Annotated in this window: 23 protein-coding genes; 10 read left to right on the plus strand and 13 right to left on the minus strand. The window is 71.2% G+C overall.

Translation table 11 applies throughout. From position 1 onward, the window contains the following. Positions 1–91 precede the first annotated feature (91 nt). Positions 92–1,492: a glutamate decarboxylase gene (gad, locus tag ABT057_RS42170; protein WP_352349380.1), complete on the minus strand. Its 1,401-nt coding sequence runs from the start codon at positions 1,490–1,492 to the stop codon at positions 92–94. Continuing rightward, positions 1,402–2,031: a hypothetical protein gene (locus ABT057_RS42175; RefSeq protein ID WP_352349382.1), complete on the minus strand. Its 630-nt coding sequence runs from the start codon at positions 2,029–2,031 to the stop codon at positions 1,402–1,404. The genes gad and ABT057_RS42175 overlap by 91 nt, the downstream gene beginning before the upstream one ends. Before the next feature lie 126 nt (positions 2,032–2,157). On the opposite strand from ABT057_RS42175, the gene ABT057_RS42180 reads away from it, so the two are divergent. Further along, positions 2,158–2,919, plus strand: coding sequence for a MerR family transcriptional regulator (locus tag ABT057_RS42180; RefSeq protein ID WP_352349384.1), 762 nt, complete (start codon positions 2,158–2,160; stop codon positions 2,917–2,919). A gap of 19 nt (positions 2,920–2,938) precedes the next feature. On the opposite strand, the gene ABT057_RS42185 is transcribed toward ABT057_RS42180, so the two are convergent. After that, positions 2,939–3,304 (minus strand): YbjQ family protein, encoded by a 366-nt coding sequence (locus ABT057_RS42185; protein WP_352349386.1) that lies wholly within the window; start codon positions 3,302–3,304, stop codon positions 2,939–2,941. Positions 3,305–3,443: 139 nt separating this feature from the next. On the opposite strand from ABT057_RS42185, the gene ABT057_RS42190 reads away from it, so the two are divergent. Continuing rightward, complete coding sequence (locus ABT057_RS42190; protein ID WP_352349388.1) at positions 3,444–4,301, plus strand: DedA family protein; 858 nt, start codon at positions 3,444–3,446, stop codon at positions 4,299–4,301. Here the strand turns inward: ABT057_RS42190 and ABT057_RS42195 are convergent. After that, positions 4,298–5,953: a threonine/serine exporter family protein gene (locus tag ABT057_RS42195; RefSeq protein ID WP_352349390.1), complete on the minus strand. Its 1,656-nt coding sequence runs from the start codon at positions 5,951–5,953 to the stop codon at positions 4,298–4,300. The two genes, ABT057_RS42190 and ABT057_RS42195, sit on opposite strands and share 4 nt — an antisense overlap. A gap of 113 nt (positions 5,954–6,066) precedes the next feature. Next, positions 6,067–6,558, minus strand: a complete 492-nt coding sequence (locus ABT057_RS42200) for an inorganic diphosphatase (RefSeq protein ID WP_007452023.1) — start codon at positions 6,556–6,558, stop codon at positions 6,067–6,069. 79 nt (positions 6,559–6,637) lie between these two features. On the opposite strand from ABT057_RS42200, the gene dacB reads away from it, so the two are divergent. The 6 genes from dacB to folE all read left to right on the plus strand — a co-directional run bounded on the left by dacB (position 6,638) and on the right by folE (position 14,352). Beyond that, the gene (dacB, locus tag ABT057_RS42205; RefSeq protein ID WP_352349392.1) at positions 6,638–8,305 is read left to right on the plus strand and encodes a D-alanyl-D-alanine carboxypeptidase/D-alanyl-D-alanine endopeptidase; all 1,668 of its coding nucleotides are present in this window, start codon (positions 6,638–6,640) and stop codon (positions 8,303–8,305) included. Between the two features lie 124 nt (positions 8,306–8,429). Beyond that, complete coding sequence (locus tag ABT057_RS42210) at positions 8,430–9,563, plus strand: Rv3626c family coenzyme F420 biosynthesis-associated protein (protein WP_352349394.1); 1,134 nt, start codon at positions 8,430–8,432, stop codon at positions 9,561–9,563. A 191-nt stretch (positions 9,564–9,754) separates the two neighbouring features. After that, entirely contained in the window at positions 9,755–10,777 is a 1,023-nt protein-coding gene (gene tilS / locus ABT057_RS42215) for a tRNA lysidine(34) synthetase TilS (protein ID WP_352349396.1), read from the plus strand. Between the two features lie 53 nt (positions 10,778–10,830). Continuing rightward, positions 10,831–11,391, plus strand: a complete 561-nt coding sequence (hpt, locus tag ABT057_RS42220; RefSeq protein WP_352349398.1) for a hypoxanthine phosphoribosyltransferase — start codon at positions 10,831–10,833, stop codon at positions 11,389–11,391. Positions 11,392–11,577: 186 nt separating this feature from the next. Then, positions 11,578–13,617, plus strand: a complete 2,040-nt coding sequence (ftsH, locus tag ABT057_RS42225) for an ATP-dependent zinc metalloprotease FtsH (protein WP_352349400.1) — start codon at positions 11,578–11,580, stop codon at positions 13,615–13,617. Between the two features lie 129 nt (positions 13,618–13,746). After that, entirely contained in the window at positions 13,747–14,352 is a 606-nt protein-coding gene (folE, locus tag ABT057_RS42230; protein ID WP_352349402.1) for a GTP cyclohydrolase I FolE, read from the plus strand. A gap of 12 nt (positions 14,353–14,364) precedes the next feature. Here folE and ABT057_RS42235 read toward each other — a convergent pair whose 3' ends face one another. The 6 genes from ABT057_RS42235 to ABT057_RS42260 form a co-directional block, all read right to left on the minus strand. Beyond that, positions 14,365–14,853: a DUF3180 domain-containing protein gene (locus tag ABT057_RS42235; protein WP_352349404.1), complete on the minus strand. Its 489-nt coding sequence runs from the start codon at positions 14,851–14,853 to the stop codon at positions 14,365–14,367. A gap of 68 nt (positions 14,854–14,921) precedes the next feature. Further along, positions 14,922–15,533, minus strand: a complete 612-nt coding sequence (gene folK / locus ABT057_RS42240; protein WP_352349406.1) for a 2-amino-4-hydroxy-6-hydroxymethyldihydropteridine diphosphokinase — start codon at positions 15,531–15,533, stop codon at positions 14,922–14,924. Continuing rightward, the gene (gene folB, locus ABT057_RS42245; RefSeq protein ID WP_352349408.1) at positions 15,530–15,889 is read right to left on the minus strand and encodes a dihydroneopterin aldolase; all 360 of its coding nucleotides are present in this window, start codon (positions 15,887–15,889) and stop codon (positions 15,530–15,532) included. The genes folK and folB overlap by 4 nt, the downstream gene beginning before the upstream one ends. Positions 15,890–16,137: 248 nt before the next feature. Beyond that, positions 16,138–16,650 (minus strand): nuclear transport factor 2 family protein, encoded by a 513-nt coding sequence (locus ABT057_RS42250; protein ID WP_352349410.1) that lies wholly within the window; start codon positions 16,648–16,650, stop codon positions 16,138–16,140. Then, positions 16,647–17,585, minus strand: coding sequence for a dihydropteroate synthase (gene folP / locus ABT057_RS42255; RefSeq protein ID WP_352349412.1), 939 nt, complete (start codon positions 17,583–17,585; stop codon positions 16,647–16,649). The genes ABT057_RS42250 and folP overlap by 4 nt, the downstream gene beginning before the upstream one ends. 126 nt (positions 17,586–17,711) lie before the next feature. Beyond that, positions 17,712–19,523 carry a phosphatidylglycerol lysyltransferase domain-containing protein gene (locus ABT057_RS42260; RefSeq protein WP_352349414.1) on the minus strand — a complete coding sequence of 604 codons (1,812 nt, stop codon included), beginning with the start codon at positions 19,521–19,523 and terminating at the stop codon, positions 17,712–17,714. 236 nt (positions 19,524–19,759) lie between these two features. On the opposite strand from ABT057_RS42260, the gene ABT057_RS42265 reads away from it, so the two are divergent. Together ABT057_RS42265 and ABT057_RS42270 are read left to right on the plus strand one after the other, a co-directional pair. Further along, entirely contained in the window at positions 19,760–20,890 is a 1,131-nt protein-coding gene (locus ABT057_RS42265; RefSeq protein ID WP_352349416.1) for an alpha/beta hydrolase, read from the plus strand. A gap of 119 nt (positions 20,891–21,009) precedes the next feature. Then, positions 21,010–22,272, plus strand: coding sequence for a hypothetical protein (locus ABT057_RS42270; RefSeq protein WP_352349418.1), 1,263 nt, complete (start codon positions 21,010–21,012; stop codon positions 22,270–22,272). A gap of 78 nt (positions 22,273–22,350) precedes the next feature. Here the strand turns inward: ABT057_RS42270 and ABT057_RS42275 are convergent, their stop codons facing one another. Then, complete coding sequence (locus ABT057_RS42275; protein WP_352349420.1) at positions 22,351–23,691, minus strand: PH domain-containing protein; 1,341 nt, start codon at positions 23,689–23,691, stop codon at positions 22,351–22,353. Next, positions 23,688–24,203 carry a PH domain-containing protein gene (locus ABT057_RS42280; protein ID WP_352349422.1) on the minus strand — a complete coding sequence of 172 codons (516 nt, stop codon included), beginning with the start codon at positions 24,201–24,203 and terminating at the stop codon, positions 23,688–23,690. The genes ABT057_RS42275 and ABT057_RS42280 overlap by 4 nt, the downstream gene beginning before the upstream one ends. Positions 24,204–24,216 lie beyond the last annotated feature (13 nt).

Consider the following 24,216-nt stretch of genomic DNA (forward strand, 5'->3'; position numbering starts at 1 on the left):
TAGTAGCTCCGCTACGAGGGCTTCCGCCCGGCACGCCGAGAGCACGCACCGAACGCCGCTCCTTCTCCCGCGGAGATCCATCAGAAGGGCCCTAGTGGTGGAAGCCGGTGGCCGTCTCCTTGTCCCGGATCAGTGGCTCCGACTGCCGGCGCAGCTCCGGGAGCAGCCGGGTGAGGTCCTCCACGAACAGGTCCGCGAGATCCTCGGAGAAGCCGTTGCGGCACACCACCCTGAGGACGGACAGGTCCTCCCGGTTCGGCGGGAAGGTGTACGCCGGGATCAGCCAGCCGCTCTCCCGCATCCGCCGCGAGACGTCGAACACGTCGTACGACGTCACGTCGGGCGCGGTCGTGAAGGCGAAGACCGGCAGCTCGTCGCCCCTGGTCAGCAGCCGGAAGTCACCGAGCGCCTCCACCCGGTCGGCGATGCCCCGCGCCACGTCCCGCGTGGTCTGCTGGACGGCCCGGAAGCCCTCGCGGCCCAGCCGCACCAGCGTGTAGTACTGGGCGACCACCTGGGCGCCCGGGCGGGAGAAGTTCAGCGCGAAGGTCGGCATGTCGCCGCCCAGGTAGTTGACGCGGAAGACGAGCTCCTCGGGCAGGGCCTCCTTGTCGCGCCACAGGGCCCAGCCGACGCCGGGATACACCAGCCCGTACTTGTGCCCCGAGGTGTTGATCGACGCCACGCGCGGCAGGCGGAAGTCCCACTCCAGGTCCGGATCGAGGAACGGGGCGATCATCGCGCCGGACGCGCCGTCGACATGCACCGGGACGTCGAGGCCGGTGCGCTCCTGGAGGGCGTCCAGGGCAGCGCAGAGGTCCGCGATCGGCTCGTAGGACCCGTCGAAGGTGGAGCCGAGGATGCCCACCACCCCGATGGTGTTCTCGTCGCACAGGTCGGCGGCGGCCTGCGGGTCGAGGTGGTAGCGGTCCCCCTCCATGGGAACGAGGCGGGCCTCCACCTCCCAGAAGTTGCAGAACTTCTCCCAGCACACCTGGACGTTGACCCCCATGATCAGGTTCGGCCGGGACCCGGCGGAGGGGTTGCGTCTGCTCCAGCGGCGCTTCAGCGCCATCCCGGCCAGCATGCACGCCTCGCTGGAGCCGGTCGTCGAGCAGCCCACGGCCGCGGACGGGTCCGGCGCGTTCCACAGGTCCGCGAGTATCGCCACGCAGCGCCGCTCGAGCTCGGCCGTACGCGGGTACTCGTCCTTGTCGATCATGTTCTTGTCGCGGCACTCCGCCATCAGCACCGACGCCTGCGGCTCCATCCACGTGGTGACGAACGTGGCCAGGTTGAGCCGGGAGTTGCCGTCCAGCATCAGTTCGTCGTGCACCAGCTGATAGGCCGTCGACGGGGCCATCGGGTTGTCCGGCAGCCGGTGCTTGGGCGGGGCCTCGGTCATGCCGCCGACCGGATTGGCCTCACCGTAGAAGGGGTTGAGGGAGAGGGGGCGCTCGTCGGGCTTCCTGGATCCTTCGTGCAACGCCATGGTGTGGGCCTCCTGACAGACCGAACGGACATCGGCGGACGGAAGTTCCGTCCTCGCGCACCCGCATCGGCGGCCGCCCCGTCACCAGCAGCCGTCGTGGCGAACTGACCGGCCGTCCACCCCTCCGGATCGGCCGCGGGCTCCCCGACCTCGTCCAGCCCCTTGAAGAGCGTCAGACGGCCGCCCAGAGCCGCCAGAAGCCCCAGCGGGACCCCGCCGGCCGGCAGCGCCGGCATCGGGTGCCCGAGGCGCCGGAAGGCGCGGTGGACGTACGGGAAGGCGTACACGGCGCCCAGGCCGAGCAGCGCCGCCGCGGAGGAGACCACCAGCGCCGTCGGCAGCACGCCCCCGGTCCGCCGCTCCGCAGGCGCCTCGGAGATCAGCAGCGCCGCTTGCAACCGCTCCGCCGCACCGCTCACCAGCAGGAACAGCAGGCTCGCCGCCACCCCGACGACCAGGGCGGGCAGGATCAACGGCAGCAGTGCCCGCGCCGGGGTCGCCGAAGCTGCGGGCGTCTGCCGCGCGGTGTCCTGGGCCACGGGCTCACGATAAGCGGACGAAACGGGCATGACCTCCGGACCGGGCCGGACCCGCCCGGGGCACTTGCACCTCACGCGACGTGAGGCCGCACCGTGGTGGACCTGACCGGAAGGGAGCGGACGGAAGTGAGTTACTCCGTAGGACAGGTCGCCGCGTTCGCCGGCGTGACGGTGCGCACCCTGCACCACTACGACGAGATCGGCCTGCTCGTCCCGGGCGGCCGCAGCCACGCGGGCCACCGGCGTTACGACGACGCCGACCTCGACCGGCTCCAGCAGATCCTGTTCTACCGGGAGCTCGGCTTCCCGCTCGAGGAGGTCGCCGCCCTGCTCGACGACCCCGAGGCGGACCCGCGCGCGCACCTGCGCAGACAGCACGAACTGCTCACCGCCCGGATCGAGAAGCTGCGGAAGATGGCCGCGGCCGTGGAACACGCCATGGAGGCACGCAAGATGGGCATCGACCTGACACCCGAGGAGCGGTTCGAGGTCTTCGGCGACAAGGACCCCGAGCAGTACGCGGAGGAGGCGGAGGCGCGCTGGGGCGGCACCGAGGCCTACGCCGAGTCGCAGCGCCGCGCCGCCCGCTACACCAAGGACGACTGGAAACGCATCCAGGCCGAGGTCGGCGCCTGGGGCGAGCGGTACACGGACCTGATGGCCGCGGGGGAGCCCCCGGCCGGCGAGGCGGCCATGGACATGGCCGAGGAACACCGGCGGCACATCGGAAGGTGGTACTTCGCGTGCCCGTACGGGATGCACCGCTCCCTGGGGGAGATGTACGTCTCCGACGAGCGTTTCAAGGCGTTCTACGACGCCATGCGCCCGGGCCTCGCCGAGCACCTCAGGGACGCCATCCTGGCGAACGCGGCCCGTCACGACTCCTGAGGGCTGTCCCGGCCCGGGGTCACTCCCGGGCCAGGACCACCGCCGTCCCGTACGCGCACACCTCGGTGCCCACGTCCGCGGCCTCGGTCACGTCGAAGCGGAACATCAGCACCCCGTTGGCGCCACGCGCGCGTGCCTGTTCGACGAGCCGTTCCATGGCCTGGTTGCGGGTCTGCACCAGGGTCTTCGTCAGCCCCTTGAGCTCCCCGCCGATCATGGACTTCAGGCCCGCGCCGATCTGGCTGCCCAGGTGCCGTGAGCGCACGGTCAGCCCGAAGACCTCGCCGAGGACCTCCTGCACCCGGAACCCGGGTACGTCGTTGGTGGTGACGACCAGTACGTCCGGCTCGGGCTCCTGGCCGCCGCCGAATTCATCGATGCCCATGTTCACAGCTTTGACCGAGGAGGCGCACAGTGCATCCTGGGGGCAGCCCTGGGAACCTCGTCCCGTGGCGCAGCGTTGATAGCTTGGGGCGGTCTCATCGCCGCACCGACCGCCTTCACCCCCTCAGGAGCCCGGAACCGTGACGACTCTTGCCCTCGGACCGAGCTGGCTGGACCCCAACCACCTGCTGGACACGTTCGGCATCTGGGGTCTGCTGCTCATCGTCTTCGCGGAGTCCGGCCTGCTCATCGGGTTCTTCCTGCCCGGTGACTCGCTGCTGTTCACCGCCGGCCTGCTGATCACCTCCGACCAGCTGGACTTCCCGCTGTGGGGCGCGGTCGCTCTGATCTGCCTCGCCGCGGTCCTGGGCGACCAGGCGGGTTACATGTTCGGCAAGAAGGTGGGCCCGTCCCTCTTCAGCCGTCCGGACTCCCGCCTCTTCAAGCAGGAGAACGTCGCCAAGGCCCACGAGTTCTTCGAGAAGCACGGCCCGAAGTCCCTGATCCTGGCCCGCTTCGTGCCCATCGTGCGGACGTTCACGCCGATCATCGCCGGCGTCAGCGGCATGAAGTACCGCTCGTTCCTGGTCTTCAACGTCATCGGCGGCGTCCTGTGGGGCGCGGGCGTGACGCTGCTCGGCTCCTGGCTGGGCGACGTCGGCTTCGTCAAGAAGAACATCGAGGCGATCCTGATCCTGATCGTCTTCGTCTCGGTGATCCCGATCGTCATCGAGTTCCTGCGGGCCCGCTCCCAGGCGAAGAAGAACCCCCCGCAGGCGCAGCCCCCGGCGGCCCACCAGCAGCAGTACCCGGTCATGGACGACGCGACCACCCAGCTCCGCCGCATCGACCAGCAGGAGCCGTACGGCCAGTACGGCAACCAGGCCCGGCCGCCGCAGAACGACTACTACGGCCAGCAGCAGTACCCGGAGCAGCAGTACCCGCAGCACCAGTCCCCGCAGCACCAGTCCCCGTACAACCAGAACCAGGGCTACTAGAAGCCCCGCGTCCGCTTGGCCGCCCGGCGTTTCTCCGGGGATCCGATCCTCAGGAACAACCGCGACACCTCGTTCCCCAGGTTCACCCCGATCGCGATGGCCATCGCCAGCGCAGCGGCCTTGGTCAGCGAGACCAGCCCCGCGTCGACCTCGTTCTGCGCGATGGCCAGCAGCCCGAAGTAGGTCGCCGACCCCGGGAGCAGCGGCCCGATCGCCGCGGTCGTGTAGGGCAGCGCGGAGGCGAACCGGTAGCGCGACAGCAGCTGCCCGAACAGCCCGACGACGCCCGCCGCGACGGCCGTGGAGGCCACCGGTGAGATCCCGCCGGCCGAGTGCATGGCGCCGTAGACCGACCAGGCGACACCCCCGTTGAGCGTCACGGCCGGCACGGTGGACCGTTCCTGCTGGAGCAGCACCGCGAAGGTCAGCGACAGCAGCATCGACGCGCCGATCTGCCACAGCGGCTCATCGCTGCTGCCCAGGGCAGCGTCGGGGTTGAGATGAGCACCCATCTGGACGCCGACGTAGAGCATCACCAGGACGCCCACCACGATGCCCACGAAGAGGTACATGACCTCCAGCAGACGGGCGGCGGCAGTGATGTAGAAGCCGGTCAGACCGTCCTGGACGCCCGCCACCAGCGCCCGGCCGGGCAGCAGTGCGAACAGCCCACCGGTGATGACCGCGGACGCCTTCACGTCGACGTGCCCCAGCGTCAGCGCGATGCCGATCGCGGCCGGCGGCATCGCGGCCACGATGAACTGGTAGAACTCCGGCAGCCCGCGCCCCGCGCACAGCCACGCCAGTCGGTCGCCGAGCATCGCCCCGAGCACGGCCGCCACGAACACGACCGCGTCACCGCCGACGAGGACCGAGGCCGCGCCGGCGAGCAGCCCGCTCGCCGAGGTCAGCACCCAGGTCGGATAGGGGTGCCGGTTGCGGCGGATCTCCGCGAGCCGCCGGTAGGCCTCCTCCAGGGAGATGTGGGCGTCCGGGTCGCTGAGGTCGTCCACGAGCCGGAAGACGGCCGCCAGCCGGGTGTAGTCGGTGGCCCGCCGCCGGACCGTCCGGGAGGCCGTCACCGGGTCCTCCACCAGTGACGGCTGGTAGGAGATCGACAGCAGGGTGAAGGTGACGTTCGGTTCGCAGCGGTCCAGTCCGTAGGACCGGCAGACCGCGAACATCGCGGCCTCCACGTCCTCCGCGCCCTCCCCGCCCGCGAGGAGCAGTTCGCCGATGCGCAGGGTGAGGTCGAGCACGCGCGGGACGGCCGGGCCGCCCTCCTCGGCCTTCGGACCCGGCTCCGGCGCGGGCCGCTCGGCCACCGGCATCCGCAGCATCGTGCGCATCCGGTCCTGCCAGGGCACGTCCTTGGTCAGACTGACCACGGGTATCCCGCCGGCCGGGGTGAACGTGGCCGGGGCCGTGCGGGCGTTGTACGTGCTCGGCAGACTGAACGCCGACCCCTCGGTCTCCGCGACGGGCGTCACGTCCAGCCCCTTCGGGACGGCGAACTCCGAAGTGGTCTCCGGCTCAGCGCCCGCTCTCGGGACCGCCAGTCCCTGCGGGATCGCGAACTCCGAGGTGATCTCGGGGTCGTAGGGACCCCTGGCCTCGTCCGACTGCGGCTTGCGGGCCTCCGCCTCCGTCACTGAGAAACGCTCCCTGAACGACACCTTCCGTAGGCCTCAGTATGCGCACAGGCACACACGGACATGCGAAGGGGCCGCACGCACACGCGTGCGGCCCCTTCGGCGGCCGGAACTCAGTGGCCGCCCTGGTCCTTGAAGCGCTTGTACGACCGCTCGATCTCGGCCTCGGCGTCGGTGCGGCCCACCCAGTCGGCGCCCTCGACGGACTTGCCGGGCTCGAGGTCCTTGTAGACCTCGAAGAAGTGCTGGATCTCCAGACGGTCGAACTCCGACACGTGGTGGATGTCGCGCAGGTGCTCCACGCGCGGGTCGGTCGACGGGACGCACAGCAGCTTGTCGTCGCCGCCGGCCTCGTCCGTCATCCGGAACATGCCGATCGCGCGGCAGCGGATCAGGCAGCCGGGGAAGGTCGGCTCGTCCAGGATGACCAGCGCGTCCAGCGGGTCGCCGTCCTCGCCGAGGGTGTTCTCGACGAAGCCGTAGTCGGTCGGGTAGGCGGTCGAGGTGAAGAGTCGACGGTCCAGGCGGATACGACCGGTCTCGTGGTCCACCTCGTACTTGTTCCGCGAACCCTTCGGAATCTCGATCGTGACGTCGAACTCCACCGGTGGCTCCTCCATGATCAACACATAGTTCTGGTGGTTAAGTGTCCCTCACGCTGCTGTGTGATCGCGAAAGGGGCTGGTGGTCGTGCCGGAGCTGAGGTCTTGGCGAGCCGTGAGACCGCATGTGGTGCGGGTCACGGACGCCGTACGACCGCGTCTGGCACGGGCCGCACAGATCGTACGGCCCTCCCTCGCGCGCGTGACGGCGGCCGCCCGGCCGCAGGTCGCACGGCTGACTCAGGCGGCCGGGCCGCGACTCGCACGGATCACGAAGGCCGGTCCGAACGCCAGGTCCTGGCAGTACACCGCGGGCGCGGCGACCGCCGGACTCGCGCTGGCCGCCGGCGTGGTGACCGCCGCCGGCCCCTGGGACTCCAGCGGTCAGCGTACGGCCGAGCGGGACCGGGTCGCCGCCCTGGAACGTACGGGTGGCGCAGATCACGGCCGTAAGGACGATTCGTCCCCTACGTCCGGCACGGACACGGCGGCCGGAGCGCCCCGCCCCGCCCCCAGCGCCCCGTCCGTCCTCACCGGCCTCGGCGGCGCCGCGAACACCGTGAAGTCCGCCCCGGACGCCCTGCCGACCGGCACGGGCGTCGCGGCCGTCCTGGACCGGCTGCTGGCCGATCCGGCCCTGGGCGCCCGGCACACCGCCGCGGTCGTCGACGTGGCCTCGGGCAAGCGCCTGTACGGCACAGGAGCCGACCGGGCACTGACCCCGGCCTCCACCACGAAGATCGCCACCGCGGTCGCCGCGCTCTCCGCCATGGGTGCCGACCACCGCCTCACCACCCGCGCCGCCCTCGAGGCGGACACCGGGGAGCTCGTCCTCGTCGGCGGCGGCGACCCCACCCTCACCGCGCGCAAGGACGCCGGCGACTGGGCGAGCCTGCATGCCCTCGCCGACTCCGCGGCCAGGGAACTCAAGAAGCGCGGCCTCACCCGGGTGACCCTCTCCTACGACACCACCCTCTTCGCCGGCGCCGAAGTTCACCCCATCGGGGTCAACACCAACCTCGCCCCCGTCACCGCCCTCAGCGCCGACGAGGGCCGCACCGACGACTCCACCAGCGGCCCCGCCACCCGGGTGAGCGACCCGGCGGCCGACGCCGGCCGCAAGTTCGCCGAGTTCCTCGAGGCCGACGGCATCAGGACGACCGCCCCCGGGCCCTCGAAGGCGACCACGCGCGCGCAGACCCTCGCCTCCGTCTCCTCGCCGCCGCTGGCCACCCTGGTCGAACGCATGCTCACCAACAGCGACAACGACATCGCCGAGGCCCTCGCCCGCCAGACGGCCGTCGCCACCGGCGGACACGCCGACTTCGCCGGCGGCGGCAAGGCCGTCCAGGCCCAGTTGCAGAAGCTCGGACTGCCCCTGAAGGGCGCCGCCTTCAAGGACGGCAGCGGCCTCGACCGCGAGGACCGGCTCACCGCGGACCTTCTGACCGCCCTCCTCGTCGAGGCCGGCGACCAGGACCACCCCGAGCTGCGCCCGGTCCTCACCGGACTGCCCGTGGCCGGCTTCACCGGCACTCTCAGCGCCCGCTACGCCGACGGCGCGGCGGGCGTCGTACGCGCCAAGACCGGCACCCTGACCGGCGTGAACGCCCTCGCCGGGACGGTCGTCGACCAGGACGGCCGGCTGCTGGCCTTCGCCGTGCTGGCCTCCGGCACCAGCGACCCGACGGCGGCCCAGACCGCGCTGGACAAGGCGGCCACCGCCCTGGCCGGGTGCGGTTGCCGATGAGGGACGCCCCTCGGGGACGACCCGGGCTCCGGCCCCGGACCCGACCCGGAGTCCGACCCCGACGTCTCCCTGATCGCCCCCGCGCGGCCTGCCCCAACCGGCAACGACCACGTACGGTTGACACATGACGAGCATCGGTGGTGCTGCATCTACTGGGATGGTCGACTGGAATCTCGCGGTGGCGACCGCGACCCGGCTCGTGCGGCCGGGGCCTGAGGTGAGCCGCGACGAGGCCAGGACCGTCGTCGCCGAACTGCGCCGGCACGCCAAGGCCTCGGAGGAACACGTCCGAGGCTTCACCCTGATGGGCACCGAGGACATCCACGAGACCCCGATCCTCGTCGTCGACCGCCCCGGCTGGGTCCGGGCCAACGTCGCCGGGTTCCGGGAGATCCTCAAGCCCCTCCTCGACAAGATGCAGGAGCGCCGGGGCAACAGCCCCGGCGGCGCGGTCCTCGGCGCCGTCGGCGGCAAGGTCACCGGCGTCGAACTCGGCATGCTCCTGTCGTTCCTCGCCTCGCGCGTCCTCGGCCAGTACGAGACCTTCGCCCCCGCCACCCGGGAACTCCCGGCCGGCGGCAAGAACGGCGGCCGGCTGCTGCTCGTCGCCCCCAACATCGTCCACGTCGAACGCGAACTCGACGTCGACCCCCACGACTTCCGCCTCTGGGTCTGCCTCCACGAGGAGACGCACCGCACCCAGTTCTCCGCCGTGCCCTGGCTGCGCGACCACCTCGAGGGAGAGATCCAGTCGTTCCTCGGGGAGACCGACGTCGACCCCATGACCTTCCTTGAGCGCATCAGGGAAGCCGCCCAGTCCCTCGCAGGCGGCCGCCCGGAGGGCGAGGAGGACGACGGCGGGCGCTCCCTCGTCGAACTCGTCCAGACCCCGGCCCAGCGCGAGATCCTCGCCCGCCTCACCGCCGTGATGTCCCTCCTGGAGGGCCACGCCGACTTCGTCATGGACGGAGTCGGCCCCGACGTCGTACCGACGGTCTCCGAGATCCGCGAGAAGTTCCAGCAGCGTCGCGCCAAGGGCGCCTCCCGGCTGGACATCGCTCTGCGCAAGCTGCTCGGACTGGACGCCAAGCTGCGACAGTACAAGGACGGCGAGCGGTTCGTCCGGGCCGTCGTCGATCAGGTCGGCATGGACGGCTTCAACCGCGTCTGGACCTCCCCGAACACACTTCCGACCAAGGCCGAGATCGCCAAACCGACGGACTGGGTCGCGCGCGTGCACCGCAAGGCCGAGTCGTGAACCGGTGAGGAGGTCGTACACCGGATCCGGCCGACGGCAGGCGATCGCCCACGCAATCACCCGTCCGAGGGACCGTGTGCCCGCGACAGGCGTGCGATGCTCGGGGAACGGCCCGGTTCTGTCACCATCTACACACTCTGAGTGACCGACCTCGGGTTCACCCCCGAAAACTTCATTGAAGGGAACCGGACATGGGTCCCCATCCTGCGGTCGCGGCGATACGCCTGGCGATCCGCCGCGTCCTCCACGACATCCTCAACGACCACCGGACCGCGGAGCCGGGGTCGCCCGAGCGCCGGCCCGCGCCGCTCGTCCTCGTCGCATGCTCCGGCGGCGCCGACTCCATGGCGCTCGCCTCCGCCCTCGCCTTCGAGGCACCCCGGCTGGGCGTACGGGCCGGCGGCGTGACCGTCGACCACGGCCTCCAGCCCGGGTCCGACCTGCGTGCCCAGGAAGTCGTCCTGCGCCTGCGCGAACTCGGCCTCGACCCGGTCGAGTGCACCGCCGTGACCGTAGGCCGCGAAGGAGGCCCCGAGGCCGCCGCCCGGGACGCCCGGTACGCCGCTCTCGACGCGGCCGCCGAACACCATGGCGCCGCCGCCGTCCTCCTCGGCCACACCCGCGACGACCAGGCCGAAACCGTACTGCTCGGCCTCGCCCGGGGCTCCGGCATCCGCTCCCTGTCCGGAATGGCCGCGGTCTCGGGGGCCGACGGCCGTTACCGCCGCCCCTTCCTCGAGCTCGACCGGCAGACCGCCCGCAGGGCCTGCATGGTCCAGTCCCTCCCCGTCTGGGACGACCCGCACAACGCCGACCCGGCCTACACCCGTTCCCGGCTGCGCCACGAGGGCCTGCCCGCGCTGGAGAAGGCTCTCGGCAAGGGCGTCGTCGAAGCCCTCGCCCGGACGGCCCAGCTCTCCCGCGACGACGCCGACGCCCTCGACACCTGGGCCCGCCGCGCCGAGGCCTCCGTACGGGACGCGGCAGGCCTCCTGGAGTGCGCCAAGCTCTACGCCCTGCCGCCCGCCGTGCGCCGCCGCATCCTGCGCCGCGCGGCCATCGAGGCGGGCGCCCCGGCAGGTTCCCTCTTCGCCCGGCACATCGAGGAGGTCGACCGGCTGATCACCGGCTGGCGCGGCCAGGGAGCCATCAATCTCCCCGGCAAAGTCGTCGCCCAGCGGCAGGGTGGCAGACTGGTGATTCGGCAAGGCTGACGCGCGACCCTCCGCAGGGAGGGTCCCGGCGGCCGCTGGGACGACCGAAAGTGATGCGGGTGGACGCGAAAGACATGGGTGCCGACCTCAAGCAGGTGCTCATCACCAAGGAAGAGATCGACGCGAAGCTGGCGGAGCTGGCGGCGAAGATCGACGCGGAGTACGCGGGCAAGGACCTGCTGCTCGTCGGCGTCCTCAAGGGCGCGGTGATGGTCATGGCCGACCTCGCCCGGGCGCTGTCCACCCCCGTCACCATGGACTGGATGGCCGTGTCGTCGTACGGCGCGGGCACCCAGTCCTCCGGTGTGGTGCGGATCCTCAAGGACCTCGACACCGACATCAAGGGCAAGCACGTCCTGATCGTCGAGGACATCATCGACTCCGGCCTGACCCTGTCCTGGCTGCTGTCCAACCTCGGCTCCCGCGAGCCGGAGTCGCTGAAGGTGTGCACGCTGCTGCGCAAGCCGGACGCCGCGAAGGTCGCCATCGACGTCGAATGGGTCGGCTTCGACATCCCCAACGAGTTCGTGGTCGGCTACGGCCTCGACTTCGCCGAGAAGTACCGCAACCTCCCGTTCGTCGGTACGCTCGCGCCCCACGTCTACGGCGGCTGAACCCGAGAGGCCCAAGCCTCGTAGGACGATGTGGGAACCCCTGCGGCCCTCGCGCCGTTGGAGCATGCAGACGGGCTTGCCAGCCGGACCGTGCGGCTTCGCGCAACAAAGCTGGGGTACCGTCAGAAGAACTGTCTTATCAAACTCACTATGGCAGGAGGGACGGGGCGACACCGCTCCGTATGGATGGACGTGAAGCGATACTTCCGTGGGCCGGTCATGTGGATCGTGCTGGCCGTCCTTGCCGTGGTCGTGTTGATGCAGGTCGTCGGCTCGTCCGGCGGCTACAAGACGGTGGACACCGGCCAGGTCGTGGCAGCGATCAACGACAACAAGGTCGAGTCGGCCAAGCTCACCACCGGTGACGAGCAGACCATCAAGGTCACGCTCAAGAACGGCGTAAAGGTCAAGGGCAGCTCGAAGATCCAGGCGAGCTACATCGGCGACCAGGGCGTGACCATCGCCAACACCCTGCAGACCAAGTACCAGGACAAGCAGATCCCGGACGGCTACACGGTCTCTCCGACGAAGCAGAACGCCTTCGTCGGGATCCTGCTGTCCCTGCTCCCCTTCGTCCTCATCGTGGTCGTCTTCCTGTTCCTGATGAACCAGATGCAGGGCGGCGGCTCCCGCGTCATGAACTTCGGGAAGTCCAAGGCGAAGCTCATCACCAAGGACACCCCGAAGACGACGTTCGCCGACGTCGCCGGTTCGGACGAGGCCGTCGAGGAACTCCACGAGATCAAGGAGTTCCTGCAGGAGCCGGCCAAGTTCCAGGCCGTCGGCGCCAAGATCCCCAAGGGCGTGCTGCTGTACGGCCCGCCCGGCACCGGCAAGACGCTCCTCGCGCGCGCCGTCGCCGGCGAGGCGGGCGTCCCCTTCTACTCGATCTCCGGTTCCGACTTCGTCGAGATGTTCGTCGGTGTCGGTGCCTCGCGAGTCCGTGACCTCTTCGAGCAGGCCAAGGCGAACGCCCCGGCGATCGTCTTCGTCGACGAGATCGACGCGGTCGGCCGCCACCGCGGCGCCGGCCTCGGCGGTGGTCACGACGAGCGCGAGCAGACCCTGAACCAGCTGCTCGTCGAGATGGACGGCTTCGACGTCAAGGGCGGTGTGATCCTCATCGCCGCGACGAACCGGCCCGACATCCTCGACCCGGCGCTGCTGCGCCCCGGCCGCTTCGACCGCCAGATCGCGGTCGACCGCCCGGACATGCAGGGCCGTCTGGAGATCCTCAAGGTCCACCAGAAGGGCAAGCCGGTCGCGCCGGACGTGGACCTGTCCGCCGTCGCCCGCCGCACCCCCGGCTTCACGGGTGCCGATCTCTCCAACGTGCTGAACGAGGCCGCGCTGCTGACGGCCCGCTCGGACAAGAAGCTGATCGACAACCACATGCTGGACGAGGCGATCGACCGCGTGGTCGCGGGCCCGCAGAAGCGGACCCGGATCATGTCGGACAAGGAGAAGAAGATCACCGCGTACCACGAGGGCGGACACGCCCTGGTCGCGGCGGCCTCCCCGAACTCCGACCCGGTCCACAAGATCACGATCCTCTCCCGAGGTCGTGCCCTGGGCTACACGATGGTCCTCCCGGACGAGGACAAGTACTCCACCACGCGCAACGAGATGCTGGACCAGCTGGCCTACATGCTGGGCGGCCGCGCGGCGGAGGAGCTCGTCTTCCACGACCCGACCACGGGTGCGGCGAACGACATCGAGAAGGCCACGGCCACCGCTCGCGCGATGGTCACCCAGTACGGCATGACCGAGCGTCTGGGCGCGATCAAGTTCGGCGGCGACAACACCGAGCCGTTCCTCGGACGTGAGATGGCTCACCAGCGCGACTACTCGGAAGAGGTCGCCGCGCTGGTGGACGAGGAAGTCAAGAAGCTCATCGAGAACGCGCACAACGAAGCCTGGGAAATCCTGGTGGAGAACCGCGACGTCCTCGACAACCTGGTCCTGCAGCTGCTGGAGAAGGAGACGCTGGGCAAGGAGCAGATCGCCGAGATCTTCGCCCCCATCGTCAGGCGTCCCCCGCGGCCGGCCTGGACCGGCTCCTCCCGCCGTACGCCGTCCACCCGTCCGCCGGTGCTCTCCCCCAAGGAGCTCGCACTGACGAACGGCGCCAACGGCGCGACCCCGGCGATCTCCACCGCGAAGTCCACCGCGGCGGAGACCTCCCCGGTGGCCGAGCCCGCCCCGGAGGACCGCCCCGAGAGCTGACCGGCTCACAGGGCCGTGACCAGGCCCGGAATGAATGCCGCGCCCCCCAGGTTCTAGCCTGGGGGGCGCGGCATTGCGTATGACCGAATTCGTATGCTCTTGTCAGGACACCGAGGAACGAGGCAGCACATGACCGACCCCGTGACGCTGGACGGCGAGGGCATCATCGGCGAGTTCGACGAGAAGCGGGCCGAGAACGCCGTACGCGAACTGCTGATCGCGGTCGGTGAGGACCCGGACCGTGAGGGCCTGAAGGAAACACCGGCACGGGTGGCGCGGGCGTACCGGGAGCTCCTGGCGGGACATACGCAGCAGCCCGAGGACGTCCTGACGACGACGTTCGATCTCGGCCACGACGAGATGGTCCTCGTGAAGGACATCGAGATCGTGTCGCTGTGCGAGCACCACATGCTGCCGTTCCACGGTGTTGCGCATGTCGGATACATCCCGGCGGAGAGCGGCAAGATCACGGGACTGTCGAAGCTCGCCCGGCTGGTCGAGGTGTTCGCCCGCCGGCTCCAGGTGCAGGAACGGCTCACCACGCAGGTCGCCGACTCCCTCATGCGGATTCTCGAGGCGCGCGGTGTGATCGTCGTCATCGAGGCCGAGCACATGTGCATGTCGGTGCGCGGGATTCGGAAGCCGGGCGCCAAGACGACGACCTCGGCGGTGCGCGGTCAGCTGCGGGACGCCACGACCCGGGCCGAGGCGATGAGCCTGATACTGGCGCGCTGAGGCTTCGGCGGCTCAGGCCGTGGACGCCGCGCCGTTGTGGTGGTCGTCGTCGTCCTCCGGGAGTTTGCAGATGTGCTCCAGGAACAGAGCGGCCGCTATGACGCCGATGCCCGCGAGGACCGAGAAGCCGGCGTAGATGGCCTGGTCGCGGCGGGCCGGGATGTCCAGGGACTCCAGGAGGAAGACGCCGGTGCCGCCGTACATGCCGGAGACGAGGGCGGCCACCAGGGCGCTGGCCTGGCCGAAGACGACCGCGCGGGCCGCCATGAGGGGGTCGACCCCCTTGGCCTCGGGACGGCGGTCGCGCTGGGCCTTGAGACGGGCGCGCAGCGAGAGCGCCGTGGACAGCAGGACCACGGCGATCAGGGCGAGGACGATGGGCGCGGCCAGCGGGACGCTGGGCAGGGTCCCGATCGAGTTCCACAGGCGGGCGCCCGCCCAGGACAGGACTCCGGCCACGATGAACACGCCTGCCAGCACCCTGATGCGCAGCTCTCTCACGGTGTCCCTTCAGCTCCCCCGGGTTCCGCGGGTCCTCCCGCGGGCAGTGGTCGTCTTGACCTTAACGACTACTCGGGCAGGTGGAGTTCCAGGTCCTTGCGCGGGATGACGCCCTCGCGGGTGACCACGTCGAGGAGGTCGGCGACCGCGCCGCGGCCGGGCAGCTGGGCCTCCGGTTCCACGTCGTGCCAGGGAGCCAGCACGAAGGCGCGTTCATGGGCGCGGGGGTGGGGGAGGGTCAGATGCGGGTCGTCGTCGACGACGTCGGCGTACGCCACGATGTCGACGTCCAGGGTGCGGGCGCCCCAGCGCTCGTCCCGGACGCGGTGGAAGGCCTCCTCGACCGCGTGCGCCCGCTCCAGGAGCGAGGACGGGGGCAGGGTGGTCTTGAGCAGGACGACCGCGTTGAAGTAGGCGGGCTGGCTGCCGGGCTCCACGCCCCAGGGCTCCGTCTCGTACACAGGGGAGACGGCCTTGATGCGGACGCCCGGGGTGTCCTCGAGAGCGTCGATGGCGCCCTGGAGGGTCTCCAGGCGGTTGCCGAGGTTCGCCCCGAGGGAGATCACCGCTCGTTTCGGGTTGTGCAGGGTCGTGTCGGCGGCGTCCACCTGCTGCACGACGGAGGCAGGTACCGGCTGAACGGTCGGGTCGCTGTGACCCTCGGTGAAGGACGCGGTCATACTCGGCTCCGGGTGATGGTGACGGTCACGTCGTCGAAGGGGACGGTGATCGGCGCGTTCGGTTTGTGGACGCGGACCTCGACCTCCTCTACCCCCTCGTGCTTCAGACAGGCCTGGGCGATGCGTTCGGCGAGCGTCTCGATGAGGTTGACCGGTTCGCCCTCGACGACGGCCACGACCTCCTCCGCCACGATGCCGTAGTGCACGGTCTTCGCCAGGTCGTCGGCGGCGGCGGCCGGGCGGGTGTCCAGGCCCAGGACGAGGTCCACGACGAAGGTCTGGCCCTTCTCGCGTTCCTCCGGGAACACCCCGTGGTACCCACGGGCCTTGAGGCCGCGCAGCGCGACACGATCCACGCGAATCACTCCTGCCATCGTCGGTTGCGGCCGGTCCGTAGCGGGTGCCGGCGTCCCCCCGGCCTCGAACGAATCTACCCGCGGGCACCGACAGGCCCGGGCCCCGGGCACGCCGGGCCCGGATCGGAGCCGGGTTTTCACCGGGCGTTTCCCCCGGGTAACCCGGTCGCTCACGGGCTGGTAGCCGCCCCTACCCGCGGGTTCGTGATTCCAACCACTTCTTGGGGCCCGGCGGCGCCGACGGCGCCTCAGGAGGGTGTCTCGTCGTCCTCGTCCGTCTCGTCCTCCTCGTTCTCCGCCAGCACCGGCGAGGCGTGGTGCGACCACAGTTTCCAGCCGTCCGGGGTGCGGCGGAACACGTTCGTCGCGACCACCAGCTGGCCCACGAGCGGGCCGAGCTCCTCGCCGGCCCGGGGCGCGGGGCCCCCGCTGAGGATGTTCTCCGTGCAGGTCACCAGGGCGGTGTCGCCGGTGACCGAGACATGGACATCGGTCAGGATGAACTGGATGTAGTCGGTGTTCGCCATGATCAGCGCATAGGAGCGGAGGACCTCGCCGCGGCCGGTGAGCACCGGCCAGCCGGGGTGCACGCAGGAGATCACGCCGGTGTCCGCCGGGTCGTGGTACTCCTCCTCGACGCCCAGGTCGGCGGGGGTGAGCCAGAGCGAGGAGACACCTTCGAAGTCGCCCTGCTCCAGTGCCTCGTAGAAAGCGGTGTTGGCCGCCTCGACCTGCTCCACGTCGGTGTGGGGGGCGCTCACCGGGCTCCTTCTGCGGCTCGGGTGTCCTGCGGGGCGCTCTGCTCGGGGTTCGTGCCGGTGCTTGTCTCAATTTTCGTACGCGCCCCTTCCACGGCGCGTGCGACGCGTACGGCGTCGGCCGTCGCGTGGACCTCGTGTACGCGCACCGCCCACGCTCCGGCGTGCGCTGCGAGCGCGGAGACGGCGGCCGTGGCCGCGTCGCGCTCTCGTGCGGGCGGGGGCGCGCCCTGCGGCCCGGCCAGGACGCGGCCCAGGAACCGCTTGCGGGACGCGGCGACGAGCAGCGGGTGCCCGAGCGCGTGCAGCCGGTCGAGGTGGGCGAGGAGGGTGAGGTCGTGGTCGGCCTCCTTCGAGAAGCCGAGCCCCGGGTCGACGACGACGCGGTCGGGGGAGACACCGCCCGCGAGTACGGCGTCCACGCGCGCCCGGAGTTCGTCGACGACCTCGGCGACCACGTCCTCGTACACGCCCTTGACGTTGCCGCCCTCCAGGAAGCCGCGCCAGTGCATGACGACGAAGGGGGCGTCGGCGTCCGCGACGGCGGGGATCATCGCCGGGTCGGCGAGGCCGCCGCTGACGTCGTTGACCAGGGCGGCGCCGGCGGCGAGGGCCTGGGTGGCGACCCGGGCGCGCATGGTGTCGACGGAGACGACGACACCCTCGGAGGCGAGGCCGCGGACCACGGGGACGACACGGCGGAGTTCCTCGGCCTCGTCGACGCGGGTGGCGCCGGGTCGGGTGGACTCGCCGCCGACGTCGACGAGGTCGGCGCCCTCGGCGACCAGCTGGAGGCCGTGCTTGACGGCGGCCGTCGTGTCGAACCAGCGGCCGCCGTCGGAGAAGGAGTCCGGTGTCACGTTGACGACCCCCATGACCGCGCAGCGGTCCCATTCCGGAAGCCCGGCGACGCACCCGCGTCCGCTCTGCTTGCTCATACGTTCAGCGTAGGCCGTGGCGGGTGGCGCGGCGCCGGGCGGCCCGGGCGGAAGCCCCAGGGCTGGGGGGGTGGGGCTTCCGCCCGGGCCGGTCTCGGAGTGCCCGGACTCCACACTGTCAGGGCACTAGGCGGCCTGTACGTCTCTTTCGGCCAGGGAGTGGGCACACGCGCGTGCCGGCTTGGTGCGGCGGCGCAGGAAGCGTGGCAGGGGGAGGGCGAGGTTGACGAAGCCCTCGGCCTGCATGGCGGCGAAGCCGATGCGGGGCAGGTCGCCGGAGGCCCGGTAGACGACGAAGCGGGGCTCCCATCGCGGCTGGAACTTGGCGTTGAACTTGTAGAGGGACTCGATCTGGAACCAGCGGGACAGGAAGACCAGCAGCCCGCGCCAGGCGCGCAGCACCGGACCGGCGCCGATCTTCTCGCCGCGGGCCAGCGCGGAGCGGAACATCGCGAAGTTCAGCGACACGCGCGCGACGCCGAATTTCGGGGCCGCCTGGAGCGCCGCGACGATGAGGAGTTCGTTCATGCCCGGGTCGGCCGAGCGGTCGCGGCGCATGAGGTCCAGGGAGGCGCCGTCGGTGCCCCAGGGCACGAAGTGCAGGATCGCCTTCAGGTCGCCGTACGCCCCGGGCGTCTCGTCGGCCTTGTGGGCGGTGGCGATCAGGCAGTCGCCGTCGGCGGCGTCGCCGATGCGGCCCAGGGCCATGGAGAAGCCGCGTTCGGTGTCGGTGCCGCGCCAGTCCTCCGCGGCGCGGCGGATGCGCTCGAGCTCGGCCTCGCCGAGGTCACGGACACGACGTACCCGGGTCTCGTAACCCGCGCGCTCGATGCGCTTGACCATCTGCCGCACGTTGCGCATCGCGCGGCCGGCGAGGGAGAAATCCGCGACGTCCACCACCGCCTCGTCGCCCAGTTCGAGGGCGTCGAGGCCGGTCTCGCGGGTCCAGACCTCGCCGCCGGTCTCCGAGCAGCCCATGACGGCGGGCGTCCAGGAGTGGGCCTTGGCCTCGTCCATGAAGCGTTCGATGGCGCCGGGCCAGGCCTCGACGTCGCCGATCGGGTCGCCGCTGGCGAGCATCACACCGGAGACGACGCGGTAGGTGACGGCGGCCTTGCCGCTGGGGGAGAAGACCACGGCCTTGTCGCGGCGCAGCGCGAACTGGCCGAGGGAGTCGCGCCTTCCGTGCTTCTCCAGGAGGGCGCGCAGCCGGGCCTCGTCCTCCTCGGTGAGCTGCGCCGCCGGGTGCTCGGGCCGGAAGGCGAGGTAGATGGTCGTGACGGCGGTGATCCAGCCGAGGGCGCCGAGGGAGAAGGCGACGGTCCAGGAGGTGCTGCCCTGGTAGTCGACCGGGCCCTCGAAACCGAAGAGGCCGTACAGGACGTGCGTAAGGCGGTCGGCCAGGCTCGGGTCGCCGATCATGCGCCGCGGATGGACGCTGACGATGACCAGTCCGAGACCGAGGGAACCGGCGCCCATGAGGACGAAGTTGGCGAGCGCGCGCCAGCGGCTGCGCGGGTCGGGCAGGGCCGCGAACTGGTCGCGGTGGACCACCAGCGGCACCAGCAGGGCGAGCGAGATCAGCGCGCCGACGAGCGAGTGCCGGTACACGAACTGCGAGACGGCGCCCGCCGGGAGCAGCACCACCGCGGCCCGCCACGCGCGCCGCTTGGAGCGCTTGAGGCCGTGGGCGAGCAGCAGCAGGAGGACGCCGGCGCTGAGCGAGAGCGCCGCGGCGAACGGCCCGAACGCGCCCGGCAGCACCTCGGCGAGCGTGTGCATACGGCTGTTGCGGAACCGCGGGAACACGCCCGCGGCGACGTCCAGCAGGCCCACGAGCGCGCAGGCTCTGCCGACGAGGGCAGGTACGGACTCGGGGCGCGGACCTCGCACTATCTGGCGCACCCGGCTTGATCGGTTCGGAACCCCGCCCGACATTTCCCCATCTTCCCTGACAGACATCGCATCCCGTTGTTCCGCGAGAGACCTTGGACCCGGTGCCGATTCGGGCATCCGGCGACATTGCGCCCTCTAGGACGGTGTCTCGGGGGGACAGGTTCACTCGTCTCTTCAAAGCCGCTGAAAAGGCCAGGGAAAGTCCGGGACAAGCCCCCGCGAAGGAGTCGGGGGGAGCGGGCGGGTGCCCGGACGGAGAGCAGGCAGGAAGCCACCGCATGGGTCTTACGAGCAATACAGTGCTGCTGTTGTCGGTTCTTTTCGCCTTAGTGCTGTTCGTCGGCACGGTGTGGTCGTGGCCACGGCTGTCCCGGCGGACCTGGCTTGCCGTCGGCGGGCGCGTCGGCCTGCTGCTGTCCACCCAGTTGGCCCTGTTCGTGTCGGTGGGTCTCCTGGCCAACCAGGCCTTCGGCTTCTACGCCAGCTGGGCGGACCTGTTCGGCAAGGAGACCGACGTGGGCGTGGTGGTCGACCACACGGCGGCGAACGGCGCTTCAGGAGCGCAGCTCCAGGTCGTCGACACGCGGCACGTCGACAAGGGCGGTGTCGGGCGGCCGCGGTTCGGCGGGCAGATCCAGAAGGTGGTCCTGAGCGGGCGTACGACACACATCGCCACGCCGGCGTACGTGTATCTGCCGCCGGAGTACTTCGCGCCGGAGTACCGCACGCGTACGTTTCCCGCGGCCGTCGTCCTGACGGGTTACCCCGGTACGGCGGAGGCGCTCGTGGACAAACTGCACTATCCGCGTACCGCGCGGCAGCTCGCCAAGGACGGGCGGATGCAGCCGATGATCCTGGTGATGCTGCGGCCGACGGTGGCGCCGCCCCGGGACACCGAGTGCGTGGACATCCCGGGCGGGCCGCAGACCGAGTCGTTCTTCGCGAAGGACCTGCCGGAGGCCGTCACCGCCCACTACCGGGTGGGCCGGAAGCCCGGCAACTGGGGTGTCATCGGGGACTCCACGGGCGGATACTGCGCGCTCAAGCTCGCGATGCACCACCCGGACGTGTTCGCGGCGGGTGCGGGCCTGTCGGCGTACTACAAGGCGCCGACCGACCCGACGACCGGCGACCTCTTCCACGGGAACAGGACCCTGCGTGACGAGGCCGATCTGCGCTGGTTTATGAAGAATCGTTCCGCCCCGGACACGTCCCTGCTCGTCACCAGCAGCAAAGTCGGCGAGTCCAACTACAAGGCCACGCTGAGGTTGATAGACCAGGTGAAGGCGACGAACAGGACCCGGATCTCGTCGATCATCCTCGAAAGCGGCGGGCACAACTTCAACACCTGGCGACGGGAGATCCCGCCGACGCTGGAGTGGATCAGCGGGCGGCTCGGCGACCACTGACCGGTGATCTTGATCCGGCCGACGGTACCGTGTCCCGAAGTGCTGTGAAGACTTCGGTATGGCTGTGTTTTTACGGGGCGGGGCGCCAACATTCGCCTACGCGCGGTAAGTTTCTGGCCATGCCACGTGGACGTCACCGCCATTCCCCGCCTCTGCACAGGCTGCTGCCTCCCTCGGTGATCGCAGGCGTCTCTCTCACCTGCGCCTTCGGCCCCTGGGTGTTCTCGGATCCCGGCGTGCTCCGTATCGTCGCCGCGATCGCGGCGGCCACCGCGGTCGTCGGGGCAGCCGTCCTGCGTCGTTGGGACCTGCAGGCCGGTAAACAGGTCGCCGACCTCACGCGCGCGCGGGCGAGCGACGAGTGGCGCTTCGAGGAGCGCGTCGCCGAACTGGAGACCGACCTCGAGGAATCGCGTGAGCTGCGCGTCAAGCTGGAGCAGCGGCTGCGGGCCAAGCGCACCGAACTGGCCGGCCTGCGCAACGAGCACGCCGCGCTGCTGCGCCGCTACGCCACCGCGGAGACCGAGCGGGCGAGCGCCCTGGAGGGCCGCCGTCTGCTCGAGATGGAGACCACCTCGGACGTGCCGGCACTGCCGCCCGCGCGTGTGTCGTCCGAGGTCGAGCGGGACCAGCAGGACGAGCGGGACGACAAGGACAGGGCGCAGGAGACCGAGGCCGCCGCCGCATCCGCGGTGGACGACGCGGACGACACGCCCGGCGTTCCGAAAGCCTTCTCCGCGGAGGGCTCGAAGCTGTTCGTGCGGGCGCGGGTGGCACTCGCCAAGCTGGACCCCGAGATGGTCGCGGCCGCCGGCAGCGACGCCGCCGAGGCCGCCGAGCCCGTGGCGGAGGCGGCGAAGGTCGGTGCCGGTGAGGCGGAGGACGAGGCCGAGGGGAAGCCCGAGGCGGTCGACGAGCACGCGCGCGCGGCCGCCGCTCACCCGGCTGACGAGGAGACAGAGGCCCCGGCGGAAGACGTCACCCCGGAGACCGCCGTCCCGGCGGCCGGTGCCGTTTCCGGGGCCGCCGCCCCCGCCCCGCGTCCCGCCGCCCCCGTGGTGCGGCCCTCCGGCCACTTCACCGTGCCGACCGCCGTGGCGGTCGTACCCGCCGCCGCGCCGGTACGGCGTCCCACGGCCGAGGGCGGTTTCGACTTCTTCGGTACGAAGAGCGCGGCCCTGGACTCCCTGGACGCCGTGCATAACGAGGACCTCGCGGACGTCGTCGGCCAGGAGGCGCTCGCTCTGCACAAGGCCGAGGCCGAGGCGGAGTTCAAGCCGGCGGGCGAGGAGTCGCGCGGTGTGGGCCAGGTGATCGACCTGACCGCGCACGACGAGACCGAGGTGATCGACCTCCAGGGCCTGCGCACCAAGGTGTCCTGAACTTCCGGCTTCCGGTCCGAGGGCCGTGTCCTCCGCCTCCTGGGTGGCGGGACACGGCCCTCGGTGTCGTCCGGGGTCCTAGGCCATCCAGCGGTCGGGGTGCGCGTCCCGGCGGCCGGTGCGGGAGCGCTCGGCCTGGGACCGGAGCAGCTCGGCGGCCTCCTGTGCGCCCCGCAGACGGGCCGTGACGGTCTTGTCGGCGCCGGTGTCCACATGGACGTCGGCGAGCCGCCAGAGCCGCTGCCAGGGTCCCTGGGTGAGCCGTACGCTCTGGACCTTGGCGTGCGGGACGAGCGTCAGGGTGCGGCGCAGCAGTCCGTGCCGGGTGGCGAACACTGTGTCGGTGACCGCGATGCCGTAGCCGCGCCACCACAGCGGCACGCACCGCCCCGCCCGGCGCGGCGGCCGGGACAGGGCGGCCGCCGCCGGCACGGTCACCCCGGGCAGCACGCGCCCGACGACGGCCTCCGCGACCGCGCGCGGGGCGACCGGCACGAGCACGGAGTTGGCCGAGCCGGCCACGTCGAGTTCGACGCGCACCCGGTCGCGGCGCCGCCACAGCGGCGGCTGCACGATCCGCACCGTCTGCACCCGCCCCGGCGGCACCGTCTCGTGGGTGCGGTCCAGCAGCCCGCGGTCGATACGCAGTCCGTCCGGCGACTCGGCGACCGTCCAGTCGTACTCGCCGACGAACCGTCCCGCGCTGCGCGCACCCGCCGCGCCGAGCAGCGGCAGACCGGTGGCGAGGACCGTCACCACGCTGTGGGTGACCAGCCACAGGACGGGCGGTAAGACGAGCGCGGCGGCGAGCGCGCCCCAGGCCGCGCCGGTCAGCACCAGTGCGATCGCGAGGTCGCGCGCGTGTACGCGCAGCAGCTCGCGGGCCGGCGCCTCACCCACCTCGTGCGCCGTCTCGGGGGCGAAACCCGCCGCCCGCGCGAGCAGTTCGGCCCGCAGCGCGCGTGCCTCGTCGTCGCCCAGGAAGGCCAGTTCGTCCTTCTTGTCGGCGCCGACGACGTCGAGCCGCAGTTTCGCGACGCCCGCGATCCGCGCGAGCAGCGGCTGTGTGACGTCGACCGCCTGGAGGCGATCGAGCCGGATGTGCGCCGTGCGCCGGAACAGCAGCCCGGTGCGGATGCGCAACTCGCTGTCGGTCACCGCGAAGTGGGTGAACCACCAGGACAGGAAGCCGTAGGCGGAGGCCACCGGGACGAGGACGGCGAGCGCGATCAGCAGGGTCGTCGTGGTCAGCCGGGTGAGCTGTTCCTGCGCCTGGTGCGGGTCGTGCACCGCCCAGCCGACGAGCACCGCGACCGGCGCCCACGCCCGCCGGAACGGAGTGACGGGGTGCAGCCGCCGCTCGGCGACGGCACGCGGCGGCCGCGCCTTCCGTACGTCGTCGACATCTGGCGCCGTCACAGCCCCGCCGATCGGGCCTCGCCGAGTGCGGTGAGCCGGTCGCGCAGCCGCTCCGCCTCCGCCGGGTCAAGGCCCGGGATGGTCGCGTCGGTCGCGGCCGCGGCGGTGTGCAGCTGGACGCTGGCCAGGCCGAAGTGCCGTTCGACGGGCCCGGAGGTCACCTCCACCAGCTGCATCCGCCCGTACGGCACGACGGTCTCCTCGCGCCACAGCACACCCCGGCTGATCAGCAGGTCGTCGGCGCGTTCGGCGTACCGCCAGGAGCGCCAGTTGCGGGCGAGGAGCACCCGGCCCCAGGCGATCCCGATCAGCGGGAGCAGCGCGAAAGCGGCCCACACCGGGGCGGCGAGCAGACCGAGCAGCAGTCCGAGGCCGAGGGCCGTGAGCCCCAGCCAGAACGTCAGCAGCAGTCGCCGCATCCGCAGCAGCCCCGGTGGCAATCCGGTCCACACCGGTCCGGTCCCGGTCGTCGGCGCGGTCGTAGGCGTGCCCCCGGGGCTCCCCGTTTCCATACGCCCAGCGTAC

Source organism: Streptomyces sp. NPDC002588 (genome assembly GCF_040295925.1).
Classification (GTDB): Bacteria; Actinomycetota; Actinomycetes; order Streptomycetales; family Streptomycetaceae; genus Streptomyces.